Annotated in this window: 13 protein-coding genes; 4 read left to right on the top strand and 9 right to left on the bottom strand. The window is 70.1% G+C overall.

The features are described from left to right. The first annotated feature begins 23 nt into the window (after positions 1-23). Together WMF43_RS20745 and WMF43_RS20740 are read left to right on the top strand one after the other, a co-directional pair. Positions 24-554 carry a pyridoxamine 5'-phosphate oxidase family protein gene (locus WMF43_RS20745; RefSeq protein ID WP_437682622.1) on the top strand — a complete coding sequence of 177 codons (531 nt, stop codon included), beginning with the start codon at positions 24-26 and terminating at the stop codon, positions 552-554. A gap of 390 nt (positions 555-944) precedes the next feature. Then, positions 945-2,066, top strand: a complete 1,122-nt coding sequence (locus WMF43_RS20740) for an AI-2E family transporter (RefSeq protein ID WP_437682620.1) — start codon at positions 945-947, stop codon at positions 2,064-2,066. A gap of 91 nt (positions 2,067-2,157) precedes the next feature. Here the strand turns inward: WMF43_RS20740 and WMF43_RS20735 are convergent, their stop codons facing one another. From WMF43_RS20735 to WMF43_RS20710, 6 genes are all read right to left on the bottom strand, one after another. After that, on the bottom strand, positions 2,158-3,465 hold the full coding sequence (locus WMF43_RS20735; protein ID WP_437684051.1) for a tetratricopeptide repeat protein: 1,308 nt from the start codon (positions 3,463-3,465) through the stop codon (positions 2,158-2,160). A 304-nt stretch (positions 3,466-3,769) separates the two neighbouring features. Next, the gene (locus WMF43_RS20730) at positions 3,770-4,291 is read right to left on the bottom strand and encodes a hypothetical protein (RefSeq protein ID WP_437682618.1); all 522 of its coding nucleotides are present in this window, start codon (positions 4,289-4,291) and stop codon (positions 3,770-3,772) included. Between the two features lie 3 nt (positions 4,292-4,294). Next, entirely contained in the window at positions 4,295-4,438 is a 144-nt protein-coding gene (locus WMF43_RS20725) for a hypothetical protein (protein WP_437682616.1), read from the bottom strand. Positions 4,439-4,518: 80 nt separating this feature from the next. Continuing rightward, positions 4,519-5,253 (bottom strand): hypothetical protein, encoded by a 735-nt coding sequence (locus WMF43_RS20720; RefSeq protein WP_437682614.1) that lies wholly within the window; start codon positions 5,251-5,253, stop codon positions 4,519-4,521. 128 nt (positions 5,254-5,381) lie between these two features. Continuing rightward, positions 5,382-5,810 carry a DUF7793 family protein gene (locus WMF43_RS20715; protein WP_437682612.1) on the bottom strand — a complete coding sequence of 143 codons (429 nt, stop codon included), beginning with the start codon at positions 5,808-5,810 and terminating at the stop codon, positions 5,382-5,384. A 104-nt stretch (positions 5,811-5,914) separates the two neighbouring features. Beyond that, positions 5,915-6,787 carry a DNA-formamidopyrimidine glycosylase family protein gene (locus WMF43_RS20710; protein ID WP_437682610.1) on the bottom strand — a complete coding sequence of 291 codons (873 nt, stop codon included), beginning with the start codon at positions 6,785-6,787 and terminating at the stop codon, positions 5,915-5,917. 166 nt (positions 6,788-6,953) lie between these two features. Here WMF43_RS20710 and WMF43_RS20705 point away from each other — a divergent pair, with 166 nt between their 5' ends. Together WMF43_RS20705 and WMF43_RS20700 are read left to right on the top strand one after the other, a co-directional pair. Then, on the top strand, positions 6,954-9,128 hold the full coding sequence (locus tag WMF43_RS20705) for a type VI secretion system Vgr family protein (RefSeq protein ID WP_437682608.1): 2,175 nt from the start codon (positions 6,954-6,956) through the stop codon (positions 9,126-9,128). A 31-nt stretch (positions 9,129-9,159) separates the two neighbouring features. Then, the gene (locus WMF43_RS20700; RefSeq protein ID WP_437682606.1) at positions 9,160-10,230 is read left to right on the top strand and encodes a DUF2169 domain-containing protein; all 1,071 of its coding nucleotides are present in this window, start codon (positions 9,160-9,162) and stop codon (positions 10,228-10,230) included. A 38-nt stretch (positions 10,231-10,268) separates the two neighbouring features. Here the strand turns inward: WMF43_RS20700 and WMF43_RS20695 are convergent, their stop codons facing one another. The 3 genes from WMF43_RS20695 to WMF43_RS20685 are packed head-to-tail and all read right to left on the bottom strand — an operon-like array spanning position 10,269 to position 13,228. After that, the gene (locus WMF43_RS20695; protein WP_437682605.1) at positions 10,269-11,744 is read right to left on the bottom strand and encodes a hypothetical protein; all 1,476 of its coding nucleotides are present in this window, start codon (positions 11,742-11,744) and stop codon (positions 10,269-10,271) included. Between the two features lie 13 nt (positions 11,745-11,757). Continuing rightward, positions 11,758-12,993 carry a DUF2169 domain-containing protein gene (locus WMF43_RS20690; RefSeq protein WP_437682603.1) on the bottom strand — a complete coding sequence of 412 codons (1,236 nt, stop codon included), beginning with the start codon at positions 12,991-12,993 and terminating at the stop codon, positions 11,758-11,760. A gap of 16 nt (positions 12,994-13,009) precedes the next feature. Beyond that, a complete protein-coding gene (locus WMF43_RS20685) occupies positions 13,010-13,228 on the bottom strand; it encodes a hypothetical protein (RefSeq protein ID WP_437682601.1) in 219 nt (72 codons plus the stop codon). Positions 13,229-13,265 lie beyond the last annotated feature (37 nt).

Genomic DNA, 13,265 nt, shown 5'->3' with positions numbered 1-13,265 from the left:
GCCGCAGATCCAAGGAGGACAACATGGAGACGGGTTCGCGAGAAAAGTTGATGGAGATCCTCAAGAAGTTCCGTAATGCCATGCTCGTCACGCAGGCCACCCATGGAGTGCTGCGCTCCCGCCCGATGGCCCTCATGAAGGTCGACGACGCCACGGGGGACATCTGGTTCATGACGAGCATCGACTCGGGCAAGGTCGACGAGATCGAGTCGAACCCCGAGGTGAACGTGACGCTCCAGCAGGAGCACCGGTACCTGTCGCTCTCGGGCCGCGCGTCGATCGTGAGGAGCCGGGCGAAGATCGAGGAGCTCTGGTCGGAGGAGGCGAAGGTCTTCTTCCCGCGGGGCAAGGACGATCCCCACCTGGCGCTCATCCACGTGAGCCCGCGCGAAGGCGAGTACTGGGACAACCATGGCGCGGTGGGGCTCAGGTTCCTGGTCGAGGCGGTCAAGGCCTACGTCACCGGGACCACCCCCAAGACCGACAGCACGCAGCACGCCTCGGTGCCGCTGAGCGCCGGGCAGACGGCCAACGGCCTGACCTCGGCGCGCTGACGGCGCGGACGGCGCGGCGCATCGCGCGATGCGCCGCGGCAAACGTGGCGCGGTGTCCCTGAGACGCCGCGCCACGTTGCTTTTGGCGGCCCGCCCTGAACCCCTCCCCCTCCTCGCTCCCGACGGCCCCGCGCGTAGCAAATCGCACCGACGCGCGCAGGTTGGCCCCACGGGCACAACGGCGAGCGCCCCACCCGGCGCGGCGAGCCGGCCTGGCCGAGGGAAAACCGCGAAACATCGCGGGAAAGCCGCGCTGTGGCTCGGGCCGCCCGCCGCGACATCCGGCCGGACGGAGCGTGGCGCACCCCTTGCTTTCCTTAACGGAAAACTACGGAAGTCTGCCCCTCTGGAGCGGCTCTGACGCGCGGACCCGGCAGGAGCGAGGTTGGCATGGGGATCTTCACAATATCTCGTCGAGCGCAGATGGTCATCGTCGCCGCGGCAGCGGTGGTGGTCATCGTGGGGCTGCGTTATGCCGAGCCGTTCCTCGTGCCGGTGCTGTTCGGCGCGGCGCTCGCGGCGATCTCCTCGCCGATCGCGACCTGGGTGACCCGCCGGGGGCTGCCGCCGGCCATCGGCGCGCTGGCGGCGCTTGTGGTGGACCTGGGCATCCTGGTGTTCGTGGGGGCCGTGGTCACCATCGCCGGGGTGGAGCTGGAGGAGAAGGTGCCGGCCTACCTGGCGCGCGCCTCCGAGATGACGGTGGCGGTCGCCGCGACGCTCACGGAGCGCGGGCTGCCGGTGAACCCGGAGTTCCTGTCGAAGACGCTGCATACGGCGTCGCTGGTGCCGCTGCTCGGCGGGGCCGCGGTGACGGTGGCCAGCGCGGCGTCGAACCTCGGGGTGGTGCTGCTGGTCGTGTTCTTCGCGCTCTGCGAGATCTCGGGCGCGAGCGCGAAGGTCCGGCAGCTCGTGTCGGACCCCGCCCGCGGGCTCGCGCGGGTCGACCGCATCGTGCGGGAGGTGAAGAAGTACCTGCTGGTGAAGACGCTGACGAGCCTGCTCGTGGCCATGCTCGCCTACGTCCTGCTGAGGGTGCTGGGCGTCGACCTGGCCCTCCTGATGGCGTCGAGCCTGTTCGTCCTGCACTTCATCCCCAACATCGGCGCGGCGATCGCGACGATCCCGGCCGTGCTGGTGGCGCTGGCGAGCCAGGGGCCGGGCACGGCGGCCATCGTGGCGCTGGGGTACCTGCTGATCAACCTGCTCGTGGGCAACGTGCTGGAGCCGCGGGTCCTCGGGCGGACGCTGGGGCTGTCGCCGCTCGCGGTGCTGATCGGGATGTTGTTCTGGGGGTGGCTCTGGGGGCCGTCGGGGGCGCTGCTGTCGGTGCCGATCATGATGGTGGCGAAGATCACGGTGGAGAACGTGGAGGGGCTCTCGTGGATCGCGCGGCTCATGGAGATCGCGCCCGAGGAGGGCGAGGAGCACGCGGAGCAGCCGCCGGCGAGCGAGGACGCGCCGACGTCGCTGCTGAGGCCGAGCGTGGCGGGGGCGCGGCGATCGGGGTAGCTGCGCGACAGCGTCCCTCCCCGCGGGCTTACGGTGATCGTTGTAGGAGGGTGTTACGCAGCTGAGCGGATTGCCGTGACCAGCATGATTGCTAGCCTCGTTGAGGACGGTCTGGCATGTTCGAAGCCGAAAGGCTCGCCATTCTGTGCAAGATCTCCTTCGCTTCAGCAAGAGCTCCCGCATCGAGCTGTTCAAGGATGCCCACGCCCTCTCGCACGAGCGCCAAGCCGTGCTCGATCTGCCCTTGCTCGCCTTCTAGCAGACCGAGCATGACGAGCGATGCCGCCCGGCCATCCATGGCCCCGATCTCTTCGTCCAGCTTCAGTGACTCGCGCAACAAAGCTCGAGCTTCCGCGTGATTGCCCTCGAGCAACGCTACTGTGGCGAGCTCGTGAAGCACCACAGAATGATACATCGCATTCCCCACCTCGTCACTGAGCTTCCGCGACTCTTGCAGCAGCTCTCTGGCCTTTGCGTAGTCGTCCTCCTGAGTCGCGAGGACCGCGAGCTGGTGCAGCGCTGCGAATCTGGCATTCCGATCCCGGAGCTTGTCGCTGATCATGAGCGACTCGCGTGCAAGGTCTCGCGCTTCCGCGTAGTTGCCCAGGCGCTCCTCAATCACCGACAGGTGATGCAGCGACACGGCTCGTCCGACCTGGTCTCCGAGCTCCTCGCCGAGCTTCAGGGAGTCTTGTGCCAGCTCTCGCGCTTTCGCGTCGTTACCCTGTCGCTCCTCAACAACTGACAATTGATGTAACGATGCTGCCAGGTTCCTCTGATCTCCTGCCTGCTCGAAGAGCTCCAGGGCCTCTCGTACGAGATGACGCGCGGCGGCCAGATCTCCTTGTAGTATGTGGACCTGGGCAGCCTCGTCGAGGAGCACTCCCTTCATGTGTCGATTGCCAGTGTTTTCGCAGCGCTCCAGCGCCGATTTGAAGCGCGCCAAAGCCTCGGCGAGCCGACCGCGCATCCGTAGCAGCACGCCATCCATGTGCACACGTCGAACATCGTGGTCTCGTGCGTTCGGGTGCTTTAGGTCGTACTGCGCGAGCAAATCCTCTGCACGGCCAGTATGGCCGAGAGCAGTCGCCTCGTATGCGAGCGACAATAGGTCCCTCGTCGCATCTTGGCTGAGGTGGAGCGGCAAAGAGCCAGACGCCGACGGCGATCTCATGGTTTGCTCCAGCATCCGCTCCGACCTCTCTCCAGGCTCCTCGGGGAGCCAGAGCCCGGCGAAATCGCAGAAGTACGGCGCATCACGCTGAAGAGCCAGCGCGGCCGCGGGATGGACCACCAGCGCCCACGGTAGAGCGAAGCGTCGCGCCAGCTCGTCGCGGTGCACGTTCAGCTCAGCGCAGATCCTGGCGGCGTCTTGCGACTCCTCGAGGTGCGTGAGCATGAGCACCGAGGTCTCCTCTGGAGACGGACACGCCTCGTCAAGGAGAGCGCGAAGCGGGCGGTCACCAAGGGAATCTAACCTCGCGGTACACAGCTTAGGCACCGCGACGCTTGTCGCTGCGACGAGCGCCTGACGCTGCGCAGGCCGCCTGATCTCCACGACGGCGAGCGCGAAGCCGTCTCCCACGGACCACTCGAGGAAGCGCCCGTAGGCCGCCCCGCGCTCAGGTCCGAGGATGCGCTCGAAGCCGCCGGGCTCCGCGCGCCCTTCGTCACCGCTCGCCGCGCCGGGCCGCTCTGCTGCGCTAGCGGAGGACGTCATGGAGCGCACGGTCGAACTCCGGGATCTCGGCCACGAGCGGGTGGACATCGTACCACCCTTCGCCGTTGTACTTGAAGGCGAGGCGGTGGAAGAGCACGTCCATACATGCTTTGTCAGGGAATATCTGCTTGTCCCGAGCGAGCCTGACGAGCGCGTCGAGCCAGCCATTCGCGTTGATGAGGTCGCGCATCCGCTGCCTGCGCACCGTGACCGCCCGCTCGACGTCGGCCCTGGTGATCACCGCGCCGTGCGCCATGTAGGCGGCCTGGCTGACGAGGTCGAGCAACTCCCGCACCGCCCCGCCGCTGGCGGCGATCAGACGATCGCGCGCGTCCCGCTCCGGGATCACGGCGTCGAGATCCATCCGGAGGGAGAGCGCCTTCTCCATGAGATCCCGACCAGGTCCGTCGAAGGCGTCGTAGGCCTGGTCCGGGCGCCGCAGCCGCACGGTGTAGAGCACGTGGCAGCTGTACAACGTATCGAGCTCCTTCCCCAGGGCCGCCATCGACTAATCGCCGCGCGCCAGCGAGAAGTCCTGCCAGCGCGGGTCGTCGTTCGGAAGCGGCACGTCCGGGTCGCAGTTGCGCACGACGTCCCGGAGCGTCTTCGCGGGAGCAAGAGGGGACGCAGGACGGCGGACGAGGTTGGACATGCGGCGTCAGGGCTCCGGGCGCCAGGGTAGTCCAAGATGCGGGCGGAAGCACCAGCACGCCGCCGCGACGGGGCTGCCGGTCAAGGGGCCGCGGCCGGCGCGATCCCGAAGACGCGCTCGTGGCGGGCGCTCTCGTGGCAGCCCATACACGACGCGACCCGGCCGGCGGAGGTCACCTCGCCCTCGGGCGTGACCGTGCCGTACACCCAGCCCGCGTCGGTGCCGGGCGTGTCCGGCGCGACCTTGAGCACCACGTAGGCGCCGGCGAGGCGCGATGCGCGGTAGACGCGATCGCCGTCGCGCAGGTAGGGGTCGAAATGATCCGGAACGCCCTGCGCATCGTCCGGCGGAGGAGCGCCGGAGCCAGGGATCTCGGGCGCCGCGCCCTTCTCCACCAGCTCGGGGTGGTAACTCTCCTTGACGAGGACCTGCCCGACAGGCTGGGGCACGGGCTCCGGGCCCTGGGCGAACGGATATCGATCGCGGTGCTTGGCGAAGACCGAATAGAGTTTGCGGGCGTGGCCGCCGCCCTCGGCGGCGCTCATGCGGGCGCGGCCCGGGAGCGGCAAGCGGCAGAGCCAGGGCGCCCAGCGGAGCTCGTCGTCGACACGACCCCAGGGCTTGTAATCGCGGAACGCGGCGGCGATGAGCGGGGCGAGACGAGGATCGACCTCGGCTGCACCGGCGGCCGGCGGCGTCGAGGAGGCGCCGGCCGGAGGGCCCGGCGCCTCCTCCGCGTCAGGGAGGGCGGGCTCATCCAGGGGGTGGCTGCATCCGGTCGCGACGGCAAGGACAAGGAGCAGGGCGCGGCGCATGAGGCCGATGATACGCGCAACCAGCGGAAACGATCTGAACCGCGCGCCGGGACGCCGGCGCGCAGAGAGGACGCCGGCGCGCAGGCGAGAACACCCGCGCGCAGGAGAGGCGTCGCCGCGAGCCCCGCTCACTGGGACGCCGCGTGCGCGAGCTTGAGGCGCTGCTCCGCGAGCCAGGCGCGCGCCGCCTCCTCGCGCTCGAACAGCGCCATCTCGAAGGTGTCCGGGTGGAGCAGACCGTACGCCCGGATGATCAACGCGCCGAGCACCCGTTGCCCCAGGGTCGTACCGAACAGCGCCGTGGCGCCGTGGTTCTCGTTGACCTTCGAGCGCGCGAAGTACCGGCGCGCCTCCATCGAGACAGTGCCCATGCGCCTCATGTCACCCAGGAGAAAAGTGCGCGGCTTGCCCTGCGCGAAGTCAACCATTGCCTTGATCATCTCCTGCGCGTCCTCCAGCGCAACATCGCCGACAGGGACGAGGACGAGCGTGTCCGGAGGCTCAGGGCGGGCGAGATGAGCGAGGTCTCTGCCGAATCTCCTCTCTTCCGTCAGCATGCCCTCGTCATACCAGCATCCGCCGCGCCCCGCGCCGGAAAGAACACGCAAGCTCCTCCCTGCCACTCGCAACGTCGACTCCCCTCCTCACAGCTGCCCCGGAATCAGGCCGGCGGCGGCTCGGCTGCGGACGGAGCGTTGCGGGTCGGCTGGCAACGTGGACAGAAATAGGTCGATCGCATCATCGTGCCTTGGCGGCGCATCTGGACCGCAGCGCCGCACTCGTAACAGGCGTGCCCCTCGCGGCCATACACGCTGACCGGCCTCCGTCCACGGTCGAAGCCGGTGCGCGTCGTGCGCGTGTAGAGATAATGCCCCGTGGGACCACGATAGGTCCCGGCGGCGTCCCGCGGCTCGACGTTCGCTTGCAGGAGGCGACGGCCGAGCTCGATCATGTCCGAGAGCTCCGCGTCCGAGTACACGCGGACCGGGGCGAAGGGGTCGAGGCGCTTCCTGAAGAGGAGCTCGCTCTTGTAGACATTGCCGATGCCGGCGACGACGCGCTGGTCCATGATGGCGACCCCGAGCGGGACGTCGTCGAGGGCGCGCAGGCGCCGGAGCGCCTCCGCCGCGTCGAAGCCGTCGGCGAGCAGATCCGGGCCGAGGCCGCCGAGGAGCGCGTCGCCGCGCAGCGAGCTCGCCCGCAAGAGGCGCACGATGGGCGCGCGGAAGCAGACGGCGACGTAACCCGGGACCGCGAGGATCACCGACGCCGACGCCTCCGAGCGCTTCCAGCGCTCCCCCTCGCGGTAGAGGTGCCAGGCGCCGCTCATGCGCAGGTGTGTGTGGAGGACCGTGCCCTCGTCGAAGAAGATCAAGAGGTTCTTGCCGCGCGCCTCCACGCGCTCGACGCGGCGGCCCACGAGGCGGTCGCCGCGACGGTCGCTCCGGGGCAGCTCCAGCGCGACCACACGCGCGCCCTCCAGGGCAGGGCCGAGCGCGGCGGCGATTCGGAAGAGGGTGTCGCCTTCAGGCATAGGTGCGGTCCAGGGAATCCTCTGGGTGCGGCAGGGCCGGGTGGCAAGGGGGACATCACACCTCCACCGCACAGCTCGCCCGGCAAGGCCGGGGCGCGCGACGTGTTTGCACATCGGCGCGACATCGGCTCTGATGGCCGAACTCCTCCCGAGGTCCTCGATGGCCGTGGCACCGCCCCTCGTCCGCGCACGACTCACGATCAATCGACTCAAGAACTCGCTCGAGGTGAAGGAGCTCGCTGGCGCGGAGGCCATGTCGGAGCTCTACGCCTTCGACATCACCGTGGAGAGCGCCGACACCAGCCTCGACCTCGACGCGCTCGTCGCCGAGTCGGCCGTGCTGACGCTCGATCACGGCGCCGGCGCCCGCCACCTGCACGGCATCGTCAGCCGGCTCGAGCAGGTCCATACCTCGGAGCACCGCGCGGCCTACCGCGCCACCCTGGTGCCGGAGGTCTGGCTGCTCGACCAGCGGTACGATTGCCGCATCTTCCAGGGCGTCACCACGGCCGAGGTCATCGAGCGCGTGCTCAGGCTCGGCGGCGTCCGGCGCTACGAGATGGTGCTCCAGCGCAGCTATGAGGCGCGCGACGTCTGCGTCCAGTACCGCGAGTCGGACTGGGCGTTCCTCAGCCGCCTCATGGAGGAAGAAGGCATCTTCTATTACTTCGAGCACACGGACGCCGGCGCGACCCTGATGATCTCCGACACGGCGCAGGTCCACTCGCCCATCTCCCCGGAAGAGCTCCGGTACCGGCCGGTGACGGGGGCGCTCCAGACCGGAGAGGGCATCGACTCGTTCCGCTTCGCGCAGCACGTCCGGCCGGGGAAGGTCACGACGCGCGACGTGCCGTTCGAGAACCCCGCCTCGGTCGTGGACAAGGCGGCCGAGAAGGGGCGCCACACGGACCTCGCCGTGTTCGCCTACCCGGCCAGCCCCGCCGCGGACGTCCGCCTCGACGCGCTCCAGGCGACCGCCGCCGTGGGCCAGGGCGAGGCCTACGCCGTGCGGCTCGCGCCCGGCGCGCGGTTCCGGCTCGAGGACCACCCGAGGGAGAGCTTCAACGCGGAGTACCTCGTCACCCGGCTCCAGCACACCGCGAGGTTCGACAGCAAGGAGGGGTACCGCTGCACCTTCGAGTGCGTCCCGGCCGGCGTCGCCTTCCGGCCCCCGTGCCGGACGCCGAAGCCGCGCATCGCCGGGCCGCAGGCCGCGACCGTCGTCGGGACACAAGGGGCCGAGATCGAGACGGACAGCAGCGGGCGCGTGCGGGTCCGGCTGCACTGGGACCGCAACGGCAACGCCTCGGAGAACGCGTGCTGGGTCCACGTCGCCCAGATGGCGTCGGGGGCCGGCTACGGGGCGATGCACATCCCGCGCGTCGGGAGCGCGGTGCTGGTCGAGTTCCTCGACGGCGATCCGGACCGGCCGATCGTGACCGGCCGGGTGTACACGGTCGTGAGCCCAGCCCCTTACGCGCTCCCCGCCGAGAAGACCAAGTCGACCCTGCGCACCCGGAGCACCCCGGGAGGCGGCGGATACAACGAGCTCCGCTTCGAGGACCAGGCGGGCCGGGAAGAGGTCTATCTGCGCGCCCAGCGCGACCTCAGCGTCGAGGCCCTGAACGACGCGCGCCGCGCCGTCGGCGGCGACGACGCGCTCGCGGTGACGGGCGACCACACGAGGACCGTCGGCGGCGACGAGGCGGTGACGGTCGCGGGCGCGCGCACCGTGAGCGTGGGCGCGGCCGAGACCAGGACGGTGGCCGCGGATCAGACGACCTCGGTGGGCGCCGACAGCTGGCTCTCGGTCGCGGGCGATCACACGGCGAGCGTCTTCGGGGACCGCCGCGACGTGGTCGCCGGCGACCGCAGCGCGTGTGTCGGCGGGGACGAGTCGGTCAAGGTGAGCGGCGATCGGACGGTCATCGTCGCCGGGGCGCACACGATCTCGGCCCTCGACGATGAGGCGAGGCGCGTGGCGGGCAACCTCACCCTGTCGGTCGGCGGCACGATGCAGCAGGTCGTCGACGGGCACTGCGCGCTCAGCGCGGGCTCGATCGCGTGGGAGGTGACGGACGGCGCGCTGGAGATGACGTGCGCCGGAGACGTGCGCGTCGAGTCCGAGCAGGAGGTCCAGATCGGCGGGCCCAACATCGCCCTGTTCGCCGACTCGACGATCCGGATCCGCGCCCAGAAGAGGATCGTCCTCGAGATCGGCAACGCGACCGACGCCGAGGGCAAGTCGGCGAAGATCGAGATCACCGCGGACGGGATCTACGTGACCAACGGGAGCGCCACGGAGAAGCTCGACGGCGGCACCGTGCGGCTGAACTGCTGAGCGCGGCGCCGCGGCGGAGAGGGCTCGATCCGTGAAGCTTCGCAACGAGACCAGGCACCCGGCGCTGCTGCTCAGGACGGCGTCGGCGCGCAGCGACGATCACATGCTGGGCTGCGCGATCGCGCGGCCCACCTACCGGGTCGCCGGCGGCGCGCTCGTCGCCACGCCCGACGCGCCGTGGCCGATCTCGGCCGCGCCCGCCGCGACGGCGCTCGGCAGGATGCCCGGGGACAAGCCGTTCTACATGGGCGGGATCGACGTGCTGCTCGGCGGGAAGGTGCGCCAGCCCGGCGGCGCGGCGAGGCCGCAGCTCGACGTCGCGCTCGAGGTCGGGCGGAGCTTCCGGCGGCGGATCGCCGTCTTCGGCGACCGCACCTGGGTGCCCGGGGCCGGCGGCGCCCTGGTGCCGAGCGAGCCCGAGCCGTTCGTGTCCATGGAGCTCGACTACGGGCGCGCCTTCGGCGGGACCTGCCCCACCGACTACGGGATCGACATGCCCTTCACGCCCAACCCGGCGGGGCGAGGGTTCTACCTCGACGCGAAGAGCGCGCTCGGGAAGCCGCTGCCCAACCTCGAGGACCCGAACCGGCTGATCCGCTCGTTCGGCGACTGCCCCGATCCCGTCGGCCTCGGCTACTACCCGGGCGAAGGCGCGCTCCGCGTGAAGGCTGCCACGAGCGCCGCCATGCCGGAGCCGAGCCGGCTCGCGCCCGACAGGGCGCCCGAGGTCAAGATGGGCCACACGGACATCCTGCCCACGTTCTTCAACACGGGGCACCCGGGCATGATGATCGAGGCGGGCGGCGAGCCGAGGCCGGGCGACGGGATCCGGCTCACGCACGGCCTGCGCGGCGGGGACCTCGCCTTCGTGATGCCCGACCTGCGGATGCACATCCACGTGCAGCTCGAAGGGCGGGAGTACGTCTTTCCCATGCACCTCGATCAGATAGGGATCGTGGCGGGGGAAGGGCGGGTGTTCTTCTCCCTCCGCTGCGTGTTCGAGTACCACGTCCGCAAAGAGGAGCGGCGCACCGCGACGTTGTACGACGGGCCGGCGCCGGCGGTGATCCCGGGGAGTTACCGCATCGCGTACGACGCCTGATTCCGCGGGATCCCTGGGCAGGCTTGTGACGCTCGGAGCTAGGGGCCGGACGTGGCGGCGTCGCCCGCGATCCACGCGAAGCGGTCGCTTACGTCCGCGCTCCCGCCGCTCTCCTCATCGCTCCGTTCGGACCACGAGAAGCGCCCGCTCACGCGCGCCTTCGCGCTCGCGCTCGCGTCGCCCCTCCAGGCGAACCGATCGCCGATCGCGGTCTTCTTGTTCTTCTCGTCGTCGTCGCCGTCGTCCGTATCCCCCACGGGGTACCCGAGGTCGTCGTAGACGCCGCTCCTCGATCCGAGCGCGAACGGCCCGAAGCTGTACCCGTCCGAGCCCGCGTCGAGGTCCCCGATGTCGTGGTACTGCGCGTCGATGGAGCTGTAGACCTTCCCGCCGACCTTCTTCGAGTACTTGAACCCGTTCGCCAGGGCCGTGTACTTGAGGATGCTGCTCACCTTCCGCGACTGGAGGAGGTTCTGCTCGGTCACCTTCTTCCACGTCTTCACGGCGATGATCGTGTCCTTCGCCGACTTCGCCGCGGACTTCAGGCTCTCCCCGAGCTTCTTCATGTTGTCGGCGGCGCCCTCGCCGAGCTCCGCGGCGCCCTGCTTGAACGACTTCCACAGGCTGCCGTCCGCGGCCTCCGCGAGCTCCTCGAGCAGCTCGTCGCTCTGCGATCGCAGCCGGCTGAGCGAGTCCGAGAAGCTCTCCGCCGCCTGCTTGCCTGCCCTGGACGCGACGTCGTCCGCCGCCTCCTCGGCCGACTCCTTGAGGATCTTCGCGAGCGTCCCCTCGGCGCTCTCCCGCGCGAACGCCTTGCCGGACCGCTCGACGAACGTCTGCGCGAGGTTGGCGGTCCCCTTGGCGGCCATCTTCGCGCCCTTCATCAGGCCCTTGCCCGCGGCCTTCGCGCCCTTCCACATCTTGCCCGCGATCTGGCCGCCGAACTTCATCAGGATGTCCATCGCGATCTCGATCGCGATGTCGACGAGGCACGCCACGAAGTCCGCCCACGTGAAGCCGGCCTTGGCGGTGCCCCAGACGACCGTGAAATCGAGCGGCAGGCTCACCGGGCTGTTGCACGCGAGGTGGAGCGAGAACGGCACGGTCTTGAACGGCGAGCACGCGAGATCGCAGGCCGTCTCGCCGAAGATCGGGTTGTCGCACGCGATCGTGACGCCGCTCGTCCCCCAGACCGAGATCGAGCTTCCGAAGAGGATGGTCCAGGGCAGCAGCGGATTCCACCCCTGGACCACGTCCACGTGCGGGACGACGAGGCTCGCGTCGCTCCCCCGCCCCATCCAGTGCACACCGTCGAGCTGGATCTCGCGCTTCTCCTGCTCCGACCAGAACGAGAAGAGGTGCGTGCCGCTGACCAGGCCCGTCGCGAGGTGCGGCCAGTACTTCTGGGGCACGTAGGCCCCGGGCGGCGGCATCGGCCACCAGAACAGGGCCTCGTGCCACGAGAGGCCGAGGAACACGTTCCACCGCGTGACGGTCAGGCAGCCATACGACATCGTCAGCGCTCCTTCATCGCGGCGCCGAGGTCCAGCGCACCTCGCGCCGCAGGTTCGTCATCTGCTCCTCGGTGAGATCCAGGGCGACGGGGGCGCGGGCGCTCCAGACCACCACGACCTCGCCCGGGACGGGGCGCACGACCACCGAGCAGAGGTGGGACTCCACCTCGGTGAGCGCCCGGCCGGGCGCGAGCTCCAGCATCACCCGGGGCACCTCGCCGGGCAGATGGAAGGAGTAGACTTGCCGGTTCGGGTGCACGTTCCGCAGCTCGAAATACTCGTCGGGCGCGAGGTCGGAGACGCTCATCCCGGGCGACGCCACCTGGGCGTACTCCAGCCGGAGCGGGGCGCCGGGCTCTTGATAGAGGGGCGGAATCGAGAGGACATCCCGGGCGGCCCAGCCGCGCTCGACCTCCGCGGGGAGCTTCCCGTCGCTCTGGCACGAGGGGGCGAGCCCGAGGTACGCGAGGCGGGGGAACCAGCCCATGGACTGGTAATCCCACCCCGCCGGCAGCGGGGCGTGGACCCACCGGAACGGCTTGCCCACGGCGAGGCGCTGCGGCGTCAGCGGGTCGAACGGGAACTCGAGGTTCGGGATCGGCCGCCCCGCGAAGCTCTCGGCGTCGAGCTCCATCAAGTACCCGTAACCACAGGGATTTCTCGGGTAGTGGTACACCGTGTCGGCGAGCAGGTCCATGCCCCGCCGGGCATCCTGGACGAACTGCCCGAGCAGGTCGCCGTTCCTGCCGAGCGCCGTCAGATCGACGCCGCCGTAGGCGTAGTCGTAGCGGATCGGGACCACCTCGATCGGCGCGGGCTCGGAGAAGCGCGGCCGGCCCGCGCGGTCGATCTCGCCCACGCGGTCGCCGTGGACCACGATCTCGCGCTGGTGCTTGCCGAACCGGACGCTCGCGGTGAGCGTGCGGGTGCCCGGCTTGTAGGCGTGGGCGAAGGCCTGGATCACGACGTCGGTCGCGCGCCGGAAAGGCAGCATGTCGTCGACGGCGATCGGCGGGGAGACCCGCGGCGGCTTGCGATCTTCGCGGTGCGGGATCTCGTCGTCGTGCAGCACCTCTTGCCGTCCGGGGGCGTCGAGCTCGCATCGCCCGTTGTGGATCCGGTAGGTGCGCTTCGTGATCCAGGCGATCCACCGCCGCCCGTCGGGCTCGCCCTGCAGGAGCAGCTCGGTCTTGCGGCGCGGGCGGCGCGCCGGGGCGGGCGCGGCGGGCGGCGTCGGGTCGTTGCTCACGGCCGCTTCGCCCCGCTCACTCGGCCTCGTAGATGCGCCACCGGCCTCGCCAGAAGTTCTTCTCCGGCTCCGCCGCGTCTCCCGGCTGGCGCCGCGTGTCCGTGAGCAGCGGCTCCATCTGGTCCCAGAAGGTCTGACCCACCGTGGGGCCGAAGATCGCCATCACCGTGTCGCGCATGAGCTCGTGACGCTGCACCTCCGGCAGCACGTCGAAGGGGTCGGTGAGCCTCGGCATGGGGCCATGCTACTTGGCGCGCGCCGGCGGCCGCGCG

The organism is Sorangium sp. So ce131, assembly GCF_051519095.1.
Lineage (GTDB): Bacteria > Myxococcota_A > Polyangia > Polyangiales > Polyangiaceae > Sorangium.
Note: the sequence above shows the minus strand (reverse complement) of the source record. Positions and strands in the feature narration are given on the sequence as shown.